Here is an 18,961-nt window from a genome sequence, read left to right as displayed (position 1 = left end):
AGGAGAGGTTCACATGAATAATTTCAAAACGGATCATGTAACGCTTGGCTATGGAGAAAAGACAATTCTTAATGATTTAAATATAGAGATACCAAAGGGAGAAATTACGGTCTTCGTTGGAGGAAACGGTTGCGGAAAATCCACCCTTCTCCGTTCAATGGCTCGTTTATTGAAACCTCACAGTGGAAATGTGGTTTTGGATGGAAAGGCCATTTCCAAGATGTCCACCAAATCAGTCGCGCAGCAGCTTGCTATACTTCCCCAAAGTCCAGTGACCCCAGAAGGATTAACCGTCCTGCAACTCGTGAAGCAAGGTCGTTATCCTTATCAGAACTGGTTCAAACAATGGTCGCAAGAAGATGAAGATGCAGTAGAGCAAGCTCTTCAGGATACAAACCTTGTAGAATTGAAAGAGAGAACGGTTGATTCGTTATCAGGTGGACAGCGACAACGAGCTTGGATTGCAATGACACTTGCTCAAGATACGGATATTATCTTACTTGATGAGCCAACGACTTATTTGGATATGACGTATCAAATTGAAATACTGGACCTATTGTTTGAGCTAAATGAGAGAGAAGGCAGAACGGTTCTTATGGTACTTCATGATCTAAATTTAGCCTCCCGATATGCTCATAACATTGTGGCTTTGAAAGATCAGAATGTTTATGCTCAAGGAAAACCAGAAGAAATCGTGACATGTAAGTTTGTTCAAGATGTGTTTAGTATGACTTGTAACGTTACGAGTGACCCGATTTTTGGGACTCCAATGTGCATTCCTTATGGACGTGGTCGTTGTTTAATTAAGGAAAGTGTGATGTCTAATGAACCTAACGTTGGATGAAATTGATTTATTAGATCATCATTTTCGGTACTATCACCCAACTTATCATGACGGCGAGCAACGATTAGAAGAGATTTCACTAGATGCGTTTAGGAATGTGAATCAATTTGAGGAAATACTCAAGCAGGTTGAATCATTTATAGAGTCTGATTGTTCAAGGGCTACCGCTTCTATGATTACGAAAAGGCTGGGCTATTATTTTGTGACGGGCATGCTTGCTCCTATGACCCTTCACTCCAAATTGCCTGTAGTAGAAGTGGAAGATAAGAAGTTGATTCGCTTGGATGACCAAAAAAATTGGTTTCCAAAATGGAGCAATGAATCCTGCCGCGCTCTTCTTATACCAAATAGTGCAAGGGAAAATTCAGTAGCACACTATTTCACTGTTTTAATCGAAACAATGGTCTTGCCCATCTTTACTACAGTTCACGAACTAACAAGGCTCCCCATGAAGATAATGTGGGAAAACTTTGCTACTTATGTATACTGGTTTTATGAACAGCTTGCTTATGAAATCGTTAATAAAGAGCAAGCCAATACAGTTGTGCGAGACTACCACACTATACGTGGAATAGAAGGGGCAGTATTTCAACAAAAACAGAACCCTATTACTCATTTCGCCTTGCGTAAAGAAAAGGGAGAGGAGAAGCGGCTGTTCTGTTGTCTGACCTACCAGTTAAATAATGAGCATACCTATTGCAAAGTCTGTCCGCTTCTTAAAAACTAAGAAGCGGATTTTTTTGATAACCATGCTTTCTAGAAGATGTGAACCTTCACCATTCGTAATGGTGTAGATTATTTATGAAACACTTGAGGTGGACGAAATGATTTCGATTTCCATCCACCTGAGCTTTGGAATTTAGGAATACATAGGGGGGATTTAGAAGGAGTCGTCGCCAAGCAGTTTTAAAGCCAAGCTCATACAAACCTGCTAAGGCAGAGCTGAAATGATTAGTTAGAAGAGAGGGAGCTCTAAGAATGGTACGTTGTTACTTCTGTGGTCAGCTTGTATGGAATATATTGCGTCATGTAAGGAAGCGGGAAGCAAATAGTTTGCTGGTTCACCTTATGGCAACAGCATAGGAGAACATCCTCCATTAGAAGTATAATATTGAGGCTGAGTAGGCCTCCCGCATAGGTGTGCATGTAGCAGATACCACACGTTCAAAAAGCGGATGGATTATAAAGCTTTCTTCTGCGGATTATTAGTAGAATAAGGCGAAGGAGGGGTGATGGGATGCGTAGAAGACGCTCTCATTCTTTCGATAATATAACCTGCTACGAATTCCTGGAGCTCCTCTTCTTGGCATTGCTTAACAATTTGTAGTAAATCTTTGTGATCCATTTGTTCAATAATAGAGTGGACAAATAGAGGTAAGTAATCGTCCGTTTCGAAATACTTCTTATAAAGTTCGGATAAGCTATCAGCAAATTTCATAATCAACTTCCTTTCCCTCATTCTCAAAAGTCTATCTTTGTTCATTACCTTATGCGGCTTTTTTGAAATGTTGTTCATAATTCGTTAAATAAGTGCAAAAAGTAAAGAATAGGAGGGTGAAGTTAATGGAAAATAAGAAGCGAACGTTTTATATTAACCTGGGTTCTCAAGAGATATCACAAATTCGTGATGGAAATAATGACGTATTTACCATTGAGGCAACAGAGGAGGAAATGTTCAGACTACGCCAAGTGCTTAACGAAGTATTTAGTGCAGATGAGCGGTCGTTTTGGAGGTCGCATATTCCTTTTCGCCACTATTCAGAGGACTCACAAAATGATGATTATGACTACTCCATGCGAGAAGCTTACAAAATGATTTATGAGTTGGGTGACGAAGAAACGAAGCAGTTCATCAAGTCTATTGGAATGGATCACGATGAAGACTCTGACAAGATCTATGGAGAACGAAATCCTTTAACCTAGTAGTAAATAAGAGGTCGCTCAATGAGCGGCCTCTTGTTCTGTGTTATGGAGTGGTTCCTTGCATATTGCTTATGTCTTCTGCGTTTTCCTTCACATCTTCTGGGACACGAACTTCCTCAATCTCATTGTACTTATCGTAAGTTGATTGGATCTCTTGATTAACGGAGACTGTGCTACCTTGCTGTTCCATAGAAATATCCATTGTCATATCTAGTGATTTTGGATAGTATTTTTCCTTACTTATTGTAAGGTCAAAGGCCAAATCATGAATTGTGACTTGCTCCATTGCATCTTTTGGAATAGATCCTCCGTTTGATAAAGCTCTCTCGATGAACTGCTTCATATCTTCCTCGTTGGCTTCTAAGTGTATAACAAAACCATCATCCGTTTCATCCATTGTTAGACTTTCTGAATAATCTTGAAGCATTTCAAGTTGTTTTTTCGGTCTTTGTTGCATTGTATCTGCCTGGCTAAGCTGGTTAATTAAGTCCTTCGGTCCTTTAAGCCAATTTCCGCTGTTTGGATCTTTAAAATAAAGGCCATCCTGAATATAGTACATTTCGATGTTTTGTCCCATGGCTTCTGTTACCAAGTGATAAGCAATAGGGTCTAGTGTGAACTCGCCTTCTGAAGACATCTCAATATTCTGTTCACCTTGTTCGCCCATACTAACGGATTGTTGAATGTCTGTTGATAATGAAAAGCTTTCTAGCTCCCCTGTAGCTTCTAAGGATTTCTCATAAACTTCTACAGCAGAAAGGTCTTTGTTCTCTTCAGTAGTCTCTCCTTCTGCTCCGCTTTCTTCAGACTGACCAGAACAACCTATCATCATGACCAATATAAAGCATAAGGCTGACCAAATTTGTACATGTTTTTTCATGAATTTTCCCTCCTAAGAATCAATTTAGTTGAATTTGAGTTTATTTCGTGCTGCAAAAAGGAAATAGGTTATTAACACACCATAAGAAACAGGGGGCAACAGATATGAACCTAGGTAAAGAAGTTGCAATCATTCCTATTATTTTGGTAGCGTTACTTGTAGTGATATCAAATCAACAGCCTGATTTGCTAAATGCGCAGGACCAATTATCTGGATCTGATCACACCGGTCATACAGAATTAACTTTCCACCAAAAACAAGAACAGAAACCTGAATTAACATCTTCTTCCAATAAAGCGCAACAAAAAGAGATCTTAACAGAAGAAATTATAACATCTGTCACTAGTAAATTTATGGATCAACTTGTACAAAAGTCCAATCAAGAGTCACGTGTAGTGGCATATGATAGCAAAAAAGAATTGATTAAGTCGTTTTCATCCATAGCAAATGAATCTGTTGCAAAGGAATATGTTGATTTTTATTATAAAGAATATAATAATGGACTGTATATCCTTCCAACTGATACACCACCTTGGTTTCAAGAAAACGAATCTTATACAACTGAAACGTTAGAGGATGGGCGTATAGCTGTTACTCAACATAATACTAGTGATCTTTATGGAAAGTACACGGTTTCATTTGTCTTTACGCATACGAATGAAGGTTGGATTATTGATGGAATAAGCCATTCATAGTGAAAAGGAAATGAAGCAATAAAGGCAGTTGATCGTTATTGATTACGTTTTATGATTATTACCATAATGAAGTGAAGCTTTCTTTTACCGATCATCCCTTTTCTGAACATCCAAAACATGTATGGGTCATTAGTCGTTATGATGGAAAATGGCTACTTACAGAGCATAAAGATCGGGGAATCGAATTTCCTGGTGGGAAAGTAGAAGAGGGAGAGACTCCAGAACAAGCGGCTGTTCGTGAAGTCATGGAAGAGACTGGGGGAGAAGTTGAAGATTTATCCTATATCGGTCAGTATCATGTGGATGGTAAGGGCGGTTGTATTATAAAGAATATTTATTTTGCAACCATTTCTAACCTGACTAAACAGGAAACATATTTCGAAACGAAAGGGCCTGTATGCTTGGATACGTTACCGAAAGGGTTAGAGCGCAACTCTCAGTTTAGCTTTATGATGAAGGATGAGGTATTACCTCACAGTTTAGATTACATTAAGAAAACTCAGCTCTTGGATTAGTCTCCGAGATGCTGAGTTTTTTTATGGTACTCATTTATCGGTTTATCCCCGTATCAACTTTCGCTCTAACCTTTCCACAAGTTGATACATGATAGCAGCGAAGATTGCGATAATCATAAGGCTTGCAAGGACGAGCGTGAAGTCAAATACTTGGAATCCGTAAATAATCAAGTACCCTAATCCCTTTTGAGAAACGAGGAATTCACCAACGATTACTCCAACCCATGAAAGTCCCACGTTAACTTTGAAGGTCGATATAATCGTAGGGAAGGAAGCGGGGAGTATAGCTTCTTTAAAGATTTGGAACCTATTCGCACCAAAGCTTCTTAGGACTTTCACGTAATTTCTATCGACTCCTTGAAATGCTGAATAGACAACAATGGTAGTAATGATAACGGAGATAATAGCTCCCATTGCGATAATAGAGAAGTAGCCTGGGCCTAATGCGACAATAATTATTGGTCCAAGCGCTACCTTAGGCATTGCATTTAAAATAACAAGATAAGGATCAATGATTTTAGATAGTTTTGGGAACCACCATAAAGTAGCCGCTAACAGAATACCTAAAACGGTTCCAAGCAAAAATCCTGCTACTGTTTCTAAGAGTGTGACTCGCATATGCATAAAGATTGAGCCGTCAGTTACCTTGGTTAAAAGCAAATCGCCAATTTTAGTAGGTGAACTGAAAAGAAGCGGATCGACCCATCTTAGGCGACTGCTCATTTCCCATAGGCTAAAGAAGCTAGTAAATATAATCAATTGCCATATCATTATTGAACGCTTTTCTTTTTGTAGTTTCTTTAAATGCTGCTGAAAACGTGTTTCATCAGTTGATGGATTCCGATTCAAGCTGATCTAGCTCCTTCCATATAGTTTGAAATAGGTCATTGAAATCAGCATGCTGTCTTGCTTCAAAAGGTGTTAACGTACGTAAATGATCAGGAACTTGGAATGTTTTTGCGATTCTACCTGGACGTGCTTTAAGGACGTAAACAGTATCACTCATAGCAATCGCTTCTCCGATATCGTGAGTAACAAGTAAGGAGGTTTTTCCGTATTGCTTTAGCATCTGAGAGACCAAATTCTCGAGTTTTAATTTTGTTTGATAGTCTAATGCTGAAAATGGTTCATCAAGGAGTAATAGCTTAGGATCTGTCATTAAGGTCCTTGCTAAAGCAGCCCTTTGACGCATCCCGCCTGAAAGTTGACTAGGATAAGATTTAACGACGCTTTCAAGACCGATCTCTTCCAAAATCTGAATGGCTTTCTCTTTTTTCATTTCCGTGATGTTACCTTGAATGTGAGGACCAAGCAACACATTTTCTTGGATCGTCTTCCATGGAAATAAGTAATCCTGCTGTAGCATATATCCAATGTTGGTATTTGAACTAGGCTGTCGTTGAATGGTTACGGTTCCCTCGGTGGGAGTTAATAGTCCTGCTATGATGGATAAAAGTGTCGTCTTTCCACAGCCGCTAGGGCCGAGGAAGGAAACAAACTGTCCTTCCTCTATGGAAAGCGAGACATCTTCAATGGCTTTCGTAAACCCTTGTTTCGAAAAGTATTGGTGGGTAATATGGTTTAGGCTGAGGAAAGTCATTTTACACACTCCTCCTTATTTCATTACATCTTCCGCGATCTTTGTATTTACAAGCGTGTTATGATCCACGTCTGAAGGGAGTTCTCCTGCTTCTTCCATAATCGCTTTTAAGTTGTTCCATTCATCCTCATCGAGTACTGGATTTTCTGCATAAGAGCCTTGGCTTTTATAGCGATCAACTACAGTTTCAATTAAATCAATTTCCGTGTCTTCGAAATAGGGTTGAATGACATCAGCAATCTCTCCGGCAGAATGATCCTGAACCCACTGCTGAGCTTTGTAAATAGCGCGTGTAAACTTCTCCATTTCTTCAGGTTTTTCTTCTAAGAAACTGTTCTTTGTCATGAATACTGTGTAAGGCACGTGCCCTGACTCTTCCCCAAAGGAAGCAACGATATGACCTTTACCTTCTCGTTCGAAAATGCTTGCTGTTGGCTCAAATAACTGTACATAATCACCTGTGCCAGAAGCAAATGCATTCGGAATGTTAGCGAAATCAACATTTTGAATTAATGTTAGGTCTTCTTTTGGGTCAATGCCTTGTTCTTTCAACACATATTCTCCAACCATTTGAGGCATTCCGCCTTTACGTTGACCAAGGAAGGTGCTTCCGTTTAGATCTTCCCACTTAAATTCTGGCTGCTCCTCTCTGGCAACAAGAAACGTTCCATCTGTTTGAGTAAGTTGGGCAACGTTAATGACTGGGTCTGAAGCTCCTCTGGCATAAACATAGATTGATGTTTCTGAGCCTACAAGAGCAATGTCCGCACCATCAGAAAGAAGGGTCGTCATTGTCTTATCCCCGCCCCAAGTAGTGGTTAACTCCACATCAAGACCTTCATCTTCAAAAAAACCCTTTTCAAGTGCCACATACTGCGGGGCATAGAATATAGACCGCGTCACTTCTGCTACCTTAATCGTTGTTGGTGATTGAGAACATGCAGCTAAGGGGAATGTAAGTAAAGCCACTAACGAAACATATAAAAGCAAACGAATTTTTTTCATTACCAATAATCCTCCTGTAAGATCAATCTAAATGGATACGTTATCGTATGTGGCTGTTAAATTTGTGTGAATGCCTATAAAGGAGTTTTTTTATGCAAGATGGAACGATTATTTCAAAACAACGATACCCTTCTCCTCATCCTAAGTTGCACGTATTTCTTGTTACGTATTGGAGCGATGGGTTAAAGGTGAAAGGTTTTTTAGTAGAACCGAAAGAGAAAGGACAATATCCGGGGTTTTTATATCTCCGCGGCGGTATTAAAGGTGTTGGCAAAGTTCGAATCGGTAGGATTGTTCAATTTGCTTCTTACGGTTTCGTTGTCTTTGCTCCATGCTATCGTGGCAATATGGGGGGAGAAGGTAGAGAAGATTTTGCCTTAAGTGATCGTAAAGATGGCCATAATGGGGCCAGAGTCCTTTTTAATCATCCTATGGTGAATGAAGAAGTGAATGTATTTGGGTTTTCTCGTGGGGGAGTTATGGGATTATGGACGGCTCTTGAAGTCCCTGGTATTCATAAAGTGGTTTGTTGGGGAGGAGTGACAGACGTGGCCCTAACTTATGAGGAGCGTGTTGACTTAAGGAGGATGCTAAAGCGTGTTGTTGGGGGAGGCCCTAATAAATTCCCTGAAAGGTTTGTGGCCAGAACACCACTTACGTCTATAAAAAATCTGGAGACTCCTGTGTGTATTATTCATGGAGCTAAGGATCAAAATGTATCTGTTGACCATGCAAGGCTTTTGGAAGAAGAATTACAAAAACATGAAATTCCTCATACGAGCTGGATTTATTATGAGTTAGATCATTATTTCCCCCCAAAAGTAAATCGTCATACTGTTAAGCAATTAACAGATTGGTTAAAGAAATAGAAACGGCTACCCCAGTATGGGATAGCCGTTATATATATGTTTGGAGATGTGGGAGCAATAGTTATTTTGTAAAGGTAGGGCCTGACTTGCGAATTTCTTCGCTGACCCCGTCGAATTTCTTAAAGTTCTCATGAAATTTAGTAGCTAGTTCATGAGCTTTTTCTTCATACTGTGCTTCATCTTTCCAAGTACGTTTCGGGATCAGCACATCGTCTGGAACTCCAGGACAGTGAGCTGGTATTTCTAATCCAAAAATGGGGTCTATGACTGTTTCAGTGGAGTTAAGCTCACCTTCTAGTGCAGCATGAATCATAGCGCGAGTGTGAGATAGTTTCATGCGGTGACCTTCTCCATAAGCTCCACCGGTCCATCCTGTATTAACCAGGAAGACGTTAGAGTTAAATTGATCTATTTTCTCTCCAAGCATTTCTGCATAAGTCGAAGCATGTCTTGGAAGGAATGGAGAACCAAAGCATGTAGAGAACGTTGCTTCTGGACTAGTAACACCACGTTCAGTTCCTGCTAGTTTACTTGTGTAACCGCTAAGGAAATGGTACATCGCCTGCTCTTTTGTCAGTTTACTAATCGGTGGCAACACGCCGAAAGCATCAGCTGTTAAGAATATAATTGTATTAGGGTGACCTGCAATACTAGGTTCAACAATATTATGGATGTTCTGGATTGGATAAGCTACACGTGTATTTTCCGTTAGAGTTGTATCTTCATAATCCGGTTCCCTTGTGCCAGGATGCAAAATCACATTCTCAAGCACAGACCCAAACCGGATGGCTTTATAGATTTGCGGCTCGTTTTCTTCAGAAAGGTTAATGCACTTTGCATAGCATCCACCTTCAATGTTGAAGACTCCGCGGTTAGACCAACCGTGTTCGTCATCGCCGATTAGTCGACGTTCGGGATCAGCAGATAGGGTAGTTTTCCCTGTACCCGAGAGTCCGAAGAATAATGCCACGTCGCCTTCTTTCCCTACGTTAGCTGAACAGTGCATAGGTAGAACATCGCTCTCCGGTAGTAGGTAGTTCATAACTGAAAAGATCGATTTCTTAATTTCCCCCGCATATTCGGTCCCTCCGATAAGGATCACGCGATGTTTAAATGACACCATAATAAAGGCTTCGGAGCGTGTGCCATCTTGAGCGGGGTCTGCTTTAAAGGAAGGGGCAGAGATAACCGTGAATTCGCTTACATGATCGGCGAATTCGTCCTCAGTAGGGCGTATAAATAGTTGGTGGGCGAACAAGTTATGCCAAGCAAATTCATTGATTACTTGAATAGGTAATCGGTAGCGTTCGTCTGCACCGGCAAAGCCATTAAAAACAAATACTTCTTCCTTTTCTTTTAGGAAATCTACGACTTTATGATAAAGGTTTTCAAAGATTTCTTCTGATATGGGTTGGTTCACGGTACCCCAATCAACTGTGTCTTTTGAAACCTCATCTTTAACGATGAACTTATCTTGAGGGGATCGGCCGGTGTAACGTCCTGTTTCGGCTCTGATCGCTCCTGTAGCAGTTAGTGTACCCTCGTTACGTTGAAGAACTTTTTCAACGAGTTCTCCCACACACAAATTGGTTAACACATTAGGTTGTGTAATTAATTCTTTAATTATGGACGCTTGATTCACCGTATTCATGCTCAAGAACCTGCCTTTATTTAATATTTTTTGACTTTGATAGTGAACCTAACAAAATCATTTTTTAATGACGAATCCAAGTTGAGATCTAACCCTTCTTGTTCTTGGGCTATACAATCTTTTGAATAGGATCAGACTCAATGTGTCATTAGTATAACACATTCATTTTATTAGTCCATACTATTTTATAATGAAATTACGGCAAAATTGTGACTGTAAATGTAAAAGAAAAGGTGAAAAGTTATAATGAATAGAATGACTGAGGTGTCGGAGATGGAAAAATGCACAAGCGTTTTACTTCTATAATATATTACTTCGATGTCAACTCACCTTTTTCCTTGGTTTAATGTTCCGTATTCCAAAGTCAATTATAATCAGCAACCCCGTTTATCAATGAATTTCTAAGTGTCTAAATTCGCACGTTTATACTTGAGTGAAAAAGTGCTCGTGTAACATTCAATAAAGCAATGATAACGCTCTATATTCAGTTGACATAGAAGGGCTAAAACGTTATGATAAGTCGCGAACGGAAACTATCTTATCCAGAGAAGGTGGAGGGACAGGCCCTATGAAACCCAGCAACCGTCATCCTTAGATGAAAAGGTGCTAACCTGATGCAAGGAAGACCTCCTTGAACGATAAGAGCGAATGGACCCTTTCCCTTTGCTCGTTATGGGAAGGGATTTTTTATACTTTCGAAAGGTTTCTAAACGCTTTCTAAGGTATATTGAAAGTCATCGGCATTTGCTGGATATAGCGAATTTCGACGTTTTCTCATGTATTTTTTTCATTCGTTTACAATATACGAAACTGTTCCAGGTCGATAGAATAGATCGGTGTAAATTCATATATAAAAAGAATTTACATAACTCTGTTTTACTTTTTTCTGAATAGATAGCTGGGTGATGAGTTCCGTCTCAAAGATAAGAGTATTTTAAAGGAGGAGTTTGAGGGAATGGCTGCAAACCGCCGCTTGTTTACATCAGAATCAGTTACAGGAGGGCACCCTGACAAAATCTGTGACCAAATTTCTGATGCCATACTAGATGAAATCTTAAAAAATGATCCTAACGCTCGTGTAGCATGTGAAACGACAGTTACAACAGGGTTAGTTCTCGTATCAGGAGAAATTTCAACAAATACGTACGTGGATATCCAATCAATCGTCCGTAATACCATTAAGGAAATCGGTTATACACGTGCCAAATATGGTTTTGACGCAGAAACATGTGCAGTACTTACGGCAATTGATGAACAATCACCAGACATTGCTGCAGGGGTAAACGAAGCGCTTGAAGCACGAGAAGGTCAAATGACTGATAAGGAAATTGAGAATATTGGTGCAGGAGACCAGGGTCTCATGTTTGGTTATGCAAATAACGAAACGCCTGAACTTATGCCCCTTCCGATCTCTTTAGCTCACAAATTGGCGAAACGTTTGTCTGACGTGCGCAATGATGAAACAGTTCCTTACCTACGCCCTGATGGCAAAACCCAGGTTACTGTAGAGTATGACGAACATGACCATCCTGTTCGTATTGACACAATTGTTATCTCCACGCAGCATCACCCAGAAATAACGCTAGAGCAAATTCAAAAGGATCTAAAAGAGCAAGTTATTGCTCCAATTGTTCCTACAGAATTGCTTGATGAACAAACAAAATACTTCATTAATCCAACAGGTCGTTTTGTAATCGGTGGTCCTCAAGGGGATGCTGGTTTAACAGGCCGTAAAATTATAGTAGATACGTATGGCGGATATGCACGTCACGGTGGTGGAGCCTTCAGTGGTAAGGACGCTACTAAAGTTGACCGTTCCGCTGCTTATGCAGCTCGTTACGTAGCGAAAAACATTGTAGCCGCCGGATTAGCAGATTCTTGCGAAGTTCAATTAGCCTATGCCATTGGTGTTGCGCAACCTGTGTCGATTTCAATCAATACATTTGGTACAGGGAAAGTTTCAGAAGAGGCATTAGTTGAAGCTGTACGTGAGAAATTTGATCTTCGTCCAGCTGGCATTATCAAAATGCTTGATCTTCGTCGCCCAATCTACCGTGACACTGCAGCTTACGGTCACTTTGGCCGAACAGATGTTGAGTTCCCATGGGAGCAAACGGATAAAGCAGAAGAGTTAAAACAACTAGCAAACTTATAGTATAGGTAGGAGCACGGAATTGCATAGTAATTCCGTGCTCTTTTTGTTTCACTGCGATTGTTTTTATCATTGAATTGTAATCCTTGTCCTCCCTTATGCGAAAACATGATAAAATATTAGAGTCTGTCATAATCATGGTGTAATTTTGAATTAGATGTTACCGACTATAAATTCACGGGTATAACGAATACTTGTGGTGTATAGAAACAAATGTACAGGGAACCCGCCCCGAAAACTTAAGGATGCCGGGGGCGATCTGAAAGTTATAGCCATTTTGTGATAAACTGAAATATCAAAGTGAGAATGAAAGTGAGGATCTTCGTATGTGCGGTTTTATTGGTGTTATTCGAGACGTTCCATCTCCAGTAGATGAAGAACAAAAACAGTCTTTTAAGCGAAGAAACGATATTATCACTCATCGTGGCCCTGATGATGAAGGGTATTATCATGATGATTACATATCTTTTGGCTTTCGCCGTTTAAGTATAATTGATATAGAAAGTGGCCATCAGCCTCTTAGCTATGATGATGAAAAAATTTGGATGGTGTTTAACGGAGAAATCTACAATTATGTGGAACTTCGTGAAGACCTTCAGAAACAAGGATATACATTTGAAACAGAATCAGATACAGAAGTTATTGCGGCATTGTTTAAGGATAAGCAAGAAGGAGCGTTCTCTTATCTGCGCGGTATGTTCGCGATCTTAATTTGGGATAAGGAAGAGCAAACATTTTACGGAGCTCGTGATCCATTCGGCATTAAGCCATTATTCTATAGTGAACAACATAGTGGCACATATTTCGCTTCAGAGAAGAAGAGCATTACGCTGCTACAGGAAAATGAATTAGTAAATACAGAAGCATTGCAACATTATTTAAGCTATCAATATGTTCCGGAACCTCTAACTCTAACAGATGGAATTTCTAAGGTAGAGCCAGGCCATTATTTTGTTAAGAAGCCAGGTCAAGCCATTAAGTTTCATCGTTATTGGCATGCTACCTTTACACAAGTGGCTGGTAGTGAAAGTGAATGGATTAAACGGATTCAAGATGTCATGTATGATTCTGTGAACAAACACATGCGTAGTGATGTACCAGTTGGATCTTTCCTTTCTGGGGGAATCGATTCATCCATTATCGTTGCTATGGCACGTGAGTTTAATCCCAACTTAAAAACGTTCTCAGTTGGTTTTGAACGCGACGGATTCTCTGAAGTAGACGTAGCGAAAGAAACAGCAGAGAAACTTGGCGTTGAGAATCACTCCTATATCATTACTCCAGAAGAGTACGTCCAGAAGCTTCCGAAAATTATGTGGCATATGGATGATCCTTTAGCAGATCCAGCTTGCGTACCTCTTTATTTTGTAGCGCGTGAAGCACGTAAACACGTTACCGTTGTGCTATCGGGAGAAGGTTCTGATGAATTATTTGGTGGTTACAACATTTATCGTGAGCCTCAATCGTTAAAAATGTTTGATTCTATGCCTGGTGTAGCTAAGAGCTTGCTTCAACGAGTAGCTAAGGTTATGCCAGAAGGTGTAAAAGGTAAGAGCTTCTTAGAGCGAGGGACTACACCTTTACGTGACCGTTACATCGGTAATGCGAAGATGTTTGAAGAAACCGAAAAGCAACAATTGCTTAAGGATTATCATAGTAAATCTTCTTATCAATCATTAACGCGTTCACTCTATGATCACGCAGGTGCTTATCATCCTGTGAACCAGATGCAATACGTTGATATTCATACTTGGATGCGTGGAGACATTTTACTGAAGGCGGATAAGATGACAATGGCTCATTCTCTTGAACTTCGTGTTCCGTTCTTGGATAAAGAAGTCTTTAACGTTGCCCGCGAAATTCCGGTTGATATGAAAATCGCAGATGGTACGACGAAATCCATTTTACGTAAAGCCTCAAGAGGCATTGTTCCTGATCATGTACTAGACCGAAAGAAACTTGGCTTCCCAGTTCCGATTCGTCATTGGTTAAAAGACGAATTAAACACATGGGCGAAGACGCTTATCCAAGAGAGTGAAACGGATCACCTGATTGAGAAGAAAGCTGTGTCTCAATTGCTTGAAGATCACGTTCAAGGAAAAGGCGACTATTCTAGGAAGATTTGGACCGTTCTTATGTTTATGTTATGGCATCAAATTTTCGTTGAGCGGAAATTTTCCTTTGAAGAATTAATTAGTGAAGATCAAACAAAAAGCAAGCTAACCATTAGTTAATGGCAATTGCTTGCTTCCCCAATTGCACCCAGGCTTCTTTAAAGTCGTTTCTGGGTGCTTTTTTTTGTTGGCCCGTAAGAGGGTCATTAAAGTACATATATTCTGAATCATACCCAGTAACTACAACAGAGTGCTCTTTCATCGTAATCTTTTGTTTTCCGTTTGGAGTTATCCAATATTCGAATAGATGATCGGGCAAATGTTTGTACAAGGTGTTTGTAATGATCCAAACGGGTTGTCCATTATCGAGATGCTCAAGAATTTCGTAAAAGCTCCCGCCTGAGAAATCATAAACACGCTCCCCAGCATACTGACGAGCAAGTGAGGCAATAGGTTTATGATAAACTCCGAATCCAGGTACATTTAGGTTGTACATATTCCCTACAAATCCTTCGTTTGGGTCTCCGTAATGAATTTGACCGTCAATGTTTTGATACACCTCTTCAGACTTTTTTACTTTTTTAGCTAGCGTCATCTTATCTACATCGTAACCATAATGGTCTAAAAGCATGCTCAAAGAGGTGACCTCACATCCTCTTGGCAGTTCTGGATATTGTGTAACGTTAGGAACTTCTATATGGACTTCTTGCTTTAAGTGATAGTCTTCGATTAATGGATAGCTCCCGAACTCTTTCTCTGTTTTTTCCTGGTTCGCGGAAACATGTTTAACGTTTGATGTTTCGCTCCATAAGCTTTGAAGCGTTGATTTATATGTCTGAACAGTAATCAATCCTGTAAATAAAGAACAAGCAATAAAAAGAACACTATACCATTTAAGCAATCGCTTATACGAGTTTCGTAGATTTGGTCTAAGGCTGATCGTCCAAAGTAGCACAGCAAGAACCACAGAGGTTGAGAAAAGTACAATATACATAAATGCATATGCCTCCTAGTAATTGAGACTCTTCAGCGGGTGAAGTTTAGAGATCGGGACGACTGGGCGTTATCGTTTTATAATATTGCCCCTTTTCAACATACTCTCTTCTTATTCGTTCCATATCCCTAACGTCTTCATCGGTTAATTCACGTATTACTTTAGCAGGACGGCCCAATGCAAGTGTTTTTGGGGGGATTTTTTTGTTAGGGGGAACTAAACTACCTGCCCCAATAAAAGCTCCTTCACCGATTTCAGCTCCATCCAATATAATAGAGCCCATTCCAATAAGGGCATTTTGTCGAATAATGCTTGAGTGCAATATAACTTGATGTCCTATTGTTACATCATCTTCTATATTAAGGGGATTCCCTGGACTCTGATGCAGCATACTCTGATCTTGAATGTTGGATCGCTTTCCGATATGTACTCGGTCTACATCTCCACGAATGACGGTTTTAAACCATATACTTGCTTCCTCTTCTACTACAACATCTCCAGTAATAATAACGTCATCTGCAATATAAGCTGTGTCATGAATAGTTGGCATATGTCCTTTGTAAGGGTAGATCATTTGAATCCTCCATTCGATTGTGTTGATATTATAAGTATAACAAAAGGGAGAAGACTATAGGAGAGAGGAAGATTGTATGAAGCATATTACCGTAAAAGGTGCTAAAGGGATTGTAGTAATTGTTCACGGGGCTTTTGAACATTCCGGTCGATATAATGACTTGGCGAATCGGTGGGTCAATGAAGGATATGAAGTTATATATGGCGATCTTCCTGCTCACGGAGAATACGATGGGGTTAAAGGGCATATTGACCGTTTTGAAGAATACTTAGAGGAGATTCGCAGTTGGGTGGAAGAAGCTCAAAAAACGAACTTACCTATTTTTTTACTGGCCCACAGTATGGGAGGTCTTGCTGCAATTCGATTACTAGAGGAGCAGGAGTTACCTATTAAAGCTGTAGTACTCTCCTCACCGGGGTTAGGGATTCAAAACCCTCCTCCTAAGCCTCTTCAGGTGGTTGCTAAGGGGTTAAATATTGTGGCACCTAAATTACAGCTAAAAGGCAATTTAAATCCTGAGCACGTAACAAGGAACACAAGTGTACTACAGAGGGATCACGGTGATCGTTTAATGTTAAAGAAAGTTTCTGTACGCTGGTACAAAGAATTTGAGAAGGGAATTGAACTAGCTTTTCAAAATATCGACAAGTATCAAGATGTGCCGACGCTTGTGATGCAAGCTGGAGATGATAAAATAGTAAATAAAGACGCTACACAAGAATGGTTTAATTCACTTCACATTCATGAAAAGTTTTATAAAGAATGGGAAGGATTATACCATGAGATCTTTAATGATCCCGAACAAGATGATGTATTTCAGTATGCTAAATCATTTCTGGAGATGCATCTATAGAATAGTGTAATAAAAAGGAGGTTGCTTCTTTTGGGCTCCATACCAAAACGGGCCATTCCCTTAATGGCTACGATTTACCGGAAGATTTTCCCTCAGGTTCACAAGGAATTAGGCTATTGGAAGGGGCGAGCAGAACAAATTCCCAACCAAGAGCTTCGTAGACAAGCTCTCGATTCAATAGAAAACAAAACCTTTCATTGTGAAGGGGGATCGATTTATGCGATTTTGGCAGGGGATAATCGGGATAAAGCCATCCAATTTGTAGTTGCTTATCAAACGATTTCGGATTACTTAGACAACTTGTGTGATCGGAGTACATCTTTAGACCCCCGGGATTTTCGAGCATTACATACTTCTATGAGGGATGCATTAACACCAGGAAATCCTATCAGGGATTATTACGCAGAACGTGAAGAGAAGGATGATGGAGGGTACCTAGAAGAGCTTGTGAAAACATGTCAGAATTTACTTGGACAACTTTCTAATTATCCACAGATAAAGGATTATCTATATGAATTAGCGGACCTATATTGTGATTTGCAAGTTCATAAGCATGTAAAAATGGATGAACGTGTGGGTCGTTTGAAGAGTTGGTTTGATAACCATCAGAAGCGTTGGAAAGACCTTAGCTGGTATGAGTTTTCTGCTTGTTCTGGTTCAACGCTTGGGGTCTTTTGCCTTGTCTCTTACGCTCACGGAGAACATTTGACTAAGGAAGTGGCGTCGCAAGTCTATAACGGATATTTCCCATATATGCAGGGGCTCCATATATTATTGGACTACTATATTGATCAGCAGGAAGACCTCGAAGAAGGAGACTTAAATTTCTGTACATATTATGATCATGAAGATCATATGAAGGAGCGCTTCCTGTACTTTATTGATCAAACAAAGCTACATGTTAACCCGCTACCTCATGCTTCTTTTCATCATATGGTACAAAAAGGACTTGTTGGTCTTTACTTAGCTGATTCGAAAGTTCAAAAGCTTCAAGGGGCTCGTCCGTTAGTGAAAGAACTATTAAGCGTAAGCGGCACAAAAGCGAAATTCTTCTACATGAACTCAAAACTGTATCACAAGATAAAACCCGCCCTAGCATAGAGGACGGGTTTTATTTTGCTTTCCTATACTAAAGCGTGCCAGACACCCTTTATCAAACTAAAGGGTGTCTGGCACGCTTTTATGCGTTAATGTGTTACTTCTTTTCGATTGCCAGAATAAATGGCGGAGTATTCACTTGATTCAAAAATCCGTAACGAAGGACGTTGTATTGTTTTTGATCTAGCTTTGAAAGGGATTTGAGTAGGGCTTCCTTTTCTTCTTGGCCACCTTCATGACCGTGGTATACAACAAGGATTAAAAGCCCCTTTTTCTTAAGCCTTTCTAGAATTCCGTGAACGGCTTCAAGTGTTGAAGCTGCTTCAGTAACAATCGTTTTGTCGCTGCCTGGGAGGTATCCGAGGTTAAAGATGGCCCCACCTAAAACGGCATCTTCATCTATATACTTTTTGAAGTGAGCATGGTCATCCATAATAAGGTTGACATTATGAATGTTATGTTCCACGAGTCTGTCATGCGTGGATTCAATCGCTTGTTCCTGAATGTCAAAGGAAAGCACATTTCCTTTGTCTCCAACGAGCTTACTTAAAAAGACAGTGTCATGGCCGTTTCCGGCTGTACCATCAAGGGCTGTTTCGCCTGGGGCGATTGATTGTTCTAACAAATGATGTGCATAATCTAAGATACGGTACAACATAGGTAAGATCTCCTTCTTAAGTTGTGTTTCGAAGCATTTTCCTATGATGCATTGTAGCATGTCTATACAAATAGCAAAAGTGAATTGAAATGCATAGGAATAGGTCTGATGCACATTATAGGAATGAGGTGATAATCATGGCGACACGTGAATCCATAGAAAACATGGTAGAAGTGGCAAAAAGAAAGATGGAAACTGCCAGAGAACAATTAGAACAGGCTAACCAAGTCGGTTATCAGCCAAATGATGAGTATAGCCAGGCTCAACTTGGTTTAGAAGAAGCAGAAACTGAAATTCAAAAGCTTATGCATAGCGCCAACCATCAACAGAAAGATGAGCTTCACCGTTTGCATTTGCAAGTGACACAAGTTTTAAACGACATGATTTTGGATCACGAAGATCTAGGGGAATATAAGCAGCAATAAATGAAGTACCCTGCGCATAGAGGCGCAGGGTTTCTTTGTGTTCTCAGCAAGAAAAAAATGTAAAAAACCTAAAAACCTTGAAACTAAATCTGGTTAGTAACGTATAACAAA

General features: G+C 40.0%; 20 protein-coding genes and 1 riboswitch. Of the genes, 11 read left to right on the top strand and 9 right to left on the bottom strand.

Going from position 1 to position 18,961, the window contains the following annotated elements:
- Window positions 1-13: 13 nt before the first annotated feature.
- A complete protein-coding gene (locus IMZ31_RS14775; protein WP_207528065.1) occupies window positions 14-844 on the top strand; it encodes an ABC transporter ATP-binding protein in 831 nt (276 codons plus the stop codon).
- On the top strand, window positions 825-1,571 hold the full coding sequence (locus IMZ31_RS14770; RefSeq protein WP_207528064.1) for a hypothetical protein: 747 nt from the start codon (window positions 825-827) through the stop codon (window positions 1,569-1,571). Before IMZ31_RS14775 ends, IMZ31_RS14770 begins: the two co-directional genes overlap by 20 nt.
- Before the next feature lie 453 nt (window positions 1,572-2,024).
- Here IMZ31_RS14770 and IMZ31_RS14765 read toward each other — a convergent pair whose 3' ends face one another.
- The gene (locus IMZ31_RS14765; RefSeq protein ID WP_207528063.1) at window positions 2,025-2,282 is read right to left on the bottom strand and encodes a DUF6154 family protein; all 258 of its coding nucleotides are present in this window, start codon (window positions 2,280-2,282) and stop codon (window positions 2,025-2,027) included.
- Window positions 2,283-2,407: 125 nt separating this feature from the next.
- Between IMZ31_RS14765 and IMZ31_RS14760 the strand changes: the two genes are divergently transcribed.
- Window positions 2,408-2,767, top strand: a complete 360-nt coding sequence (locus IMZ31_RS14760; RefSeq protein WP_207528062.1) for a hydrolase — start codon at window positions 2,408-2,410, stop codon at window positions 2,765-2,767.
- Between the two features lie 43 nt (window positions 2,768-2,810).
- Here the strand turns inward: IMZ31_RS14760 and IMZ31_RS14755 are convergent, their stop codons facing one another.
- Window positions 2,811-3,647: a DUF6612 family protein gene (locus IMZ31_RS14755; protein ID WP_207528061.1), complete on the bottom strand. Its 837-nt coding sequence runs from the start codon at window positions 3,645-3,647 to the stop codon at window positions 2,811-2,813.
- Between the two features lie 104 nt (window positions 3,648-3,751).
- Between IMZ31_RS14755 and IMZ31_RS14750 the strand changes: the two genes are divergently transcribed.
- The gene (locus IMZ31_RS14750; protein ID WP_207528060.1) at window positions 3,752-4,342 is read left to right on the top strand and encodes a hypothetical protein; all 591 of its coding nucleotides are present in this window, start codon (window positions 3,752-3,754) and stop codon (window positions 4,340-4,342) included.
- A gap of 38 nt (window positions 4,343-4,380) precedes the next feature.
- Window positions 4,381-4,857: an RNA deprotection pyrophosphohydrolase gene (gene ytkD / locus IMZ31_RS14745; protein ID WP_207528059.1), complete on the top strand. Its 477-nt coding sequence runs from the start codon at window positions 4,381-4,383 to the stop codon at window positions 4,855-4,857.
- Between the two features lie 42 nt (window positions 4,858-4,899).
- On the opposite strand, the gene IMZ31_RS14740 is transcribed toward ytkD, so the two are convergent.
- From IMZ31_RS14740 to IMZ31_RS14730, 3 genes are read right to left on the bottom strand one after another with little or no spacing between them, the layout of a single operon-like run.
- Window positions 4,900-5,628, bottom strand: a complete 729-nt coding sequence (locus tag IMZ31_RS14740; protein WP_207530415.1) for an ABC transporter permease — start codon at window positions 5,626-5,628, stop codon at window positions 4,900-4,902.
- A gap of 55 nt (window positions 5,629-5,683) precedes the next feature.
- Window positions 5,684-6,457 (bottom strand): ABC transporter ATP-binding protein, encoded by a 774-nt coding sequence (locus IMZ31_RS14735; protein WP_207528058.1) that lies wholly within the window; start codon window positions 6,455-6,457, stop codon window positions 5,684-5,686.
- Window positions 6,458-6,472: 15 nt separating this feature from the next.
- Window positions 6,473-7,462 (bottom strand): ABC transporter substrate-binding protein, encoded by a 990-nt coding sequence (locus IMZ31_RS14730; RefSeq protein ID WP_207528057.1) that lies wholly within the window; start codon window positions 7,460-7,462, stop codon window positions 6,473-6,475.
- Window positions 7,463-7,554: 92 nt separating this feature from the next.
- On the opposite strand from IMZ31_RS14730, the gene IMZ31_RS14725 reads away from it, so the two are divergent.
- Window positions 7,555-8,331 carry an alpha/beta hydrolase family protein gene (locus IMZ31_RS14725; RefSeq protein ID WP_207528056.1) on the top strand — a complete coding sequence of 259 codons (777 nt, stop codon included), beginning with the start codon at window positions 7,555-7,557 and terminating at the stop codon, window positions 8,329-8,331.
- Between the two features lie 61 nt (window positions 8,332-8,392).
- Here IMZ31_RS14725 and pckA read toward each other — a convergent pair whose 3' ends face one another.
- Complete coding sequence (gene pckA / locus IMZ31_RS14720) at window positions 8,393-9,982, bottom strand: phosphoenolpyruvate carboxykinase (ATP) (RefSeq protein ID WP_207528055.1); 1,590 nt, start codon at window positions 9,980-9,982, stop codon at window positions 8,393-8,395.
- A gap of 535 nt (window positions 9,983-10,517) precedes the next feature.
- A riboswitch (SAM riboswitch) is annotated at window positions 10,518-10,627 on the top strand.
- 310 nt (window positions 10,628-10,937) lie between these two features.
- On the opposite strand from pckA, the gene metK reads away from it, so the two are divergent.
- Together metK and asnB are read left to right on the top strand one after the other, a co-directional pair.
- The gene (gene metK / locus IMZ31_RS14715; protein WP_207528054.1) at window positions 10,938-12,137 is read left to right on the top strand and encodes a methionine adenosyltransferase; all 1,200 of its coding nucleotides are present in this window, start codon (window positions 10,938-10,940) and stop codon (window positions 12,135-12,137) included.
- A 323-nt stretch (window positions 12,138-12,460) separates the two neighbouring features.
- The gene (gene asnB, locus IMZ31_RS14710; protein ID WP_207528053.1) at window positions 12,461-14,368 is read left to right on the top strand and encodes an asparagine synthase (glutamine-hydrolyzing); all 1,908 of its coding nucleotides are present in this window, start codon (window positions 12,461-12,463) and stop codon (window positions 14,366-14,368) included.
- Here the strand turns inward: asnB and IMZ31_RS14705 are convergent.
- Together IMZ31_RS14705 and IMZ31_RS14700 are read right to left on the bottom strand one after the other, a co-directional pair.
- Window positions 14,361-15,242: a C39 family peptidase gene (locus tag IMZ31_RS14705; RefSeq protein WP_207528052.1), complete on the bottom strand. Its 882-nt coding sequence runs from the start codon at window positions 15,240-15,242 to the stop codon at window positions 14,361-14,363. The two genes, asnB and IMZ31_RS14705, sit on opposite strands and share 8 nt — an antisense overlap.
- Before the next feature lie 46 nt (window positions 15,243-15,288).
- On the bottom strand, window positions 15,289-15,816 hold the full coding sequence (locus IMZ31_RS14700; protein WP_207528051.1) for a gamma carbonic anhydrase: 528 nt from the start codon (window positions 15,814-15,816) through the stop codon (window positions 15,289-15,291).
- A gap of 76 nt (window positions 15,817-15,892) precedes the next feature.
- On the opposite strand from IMZ31_RS14700, the gene IMZ31_RS14695 reads away from it, so the two are divergent.
- Both IMZ31_RS14695 and IMZ31_RS14690 read left to right on the top strand, forming a co-directional pair.
- Window positions 15,893-16,669: an alpha/beta hydrolase gene (locus IMZ31_RS14695; protein WP_207528050.1), complete on the top strand. Its 777-nt coding sequence runs from the start codon at window positions 15,893-15,895 to the stop codon at window positions 16,667-16,669.
- A 63-nt stretch (window positions 16,670-16,732) separates the two neighbouring features.
- Window positions 16,733-17,770 (top strand): tetraprenyl-beta-curcumene synthase family protein, encoded by a 1,038-nt coding sequence (locus tag IMZ31_RS14690; RefSeq protein WP_207530414.1) that lies wholly within the window; start codon window positions 16,733-16,735, stop codon window positions 17,768-17,770.
- 94 nt (window positions 17,771-17,864) lie between these two features.
- Here IMZ31_RS14690 and IMZ31_RS14685 read toward each other — a convergent pair whose 3' ends face one another.
- Complete coding sequence (locus tag IMZ31_RS14685; RefSeq protein WP_207528049.1) at window positions 17,865-18,425, bottom strand: tRNA 5-(aminomethyl)-2-thiouridylate-methyltransferase MnmM; 561 nt, start codon at window positions 18,423-18,425, stop codon at window positions 17,865-17,867.
- A 137-nt stretch (window positions 18,426-18,562) separates the two neighbouring features.
- On the opposite strand from IMZ31_RS14685, the gene IMZ31_RS14680 reads away from it, so the two are divergent.
- Window positions 18,563-18,850, top strand: a complete 288-nt coding sequence (locus IMZ31_RS14680) for a DUF2524 family protein (RefSeq protein WP_207528048.1) — start codon at window positions 18,563-18,565, stop codon at window positions 18,848-18,850.
- Window positions 18,851-18,961 lie beyond the last annotated feature (111 nt).

Source organism: Pontibacillus sp. ALD_SL1 (assembly GCF_017355605.1).
This window is presented reverse-complemented; position numbering and strand designations above follow the sequence as displayed.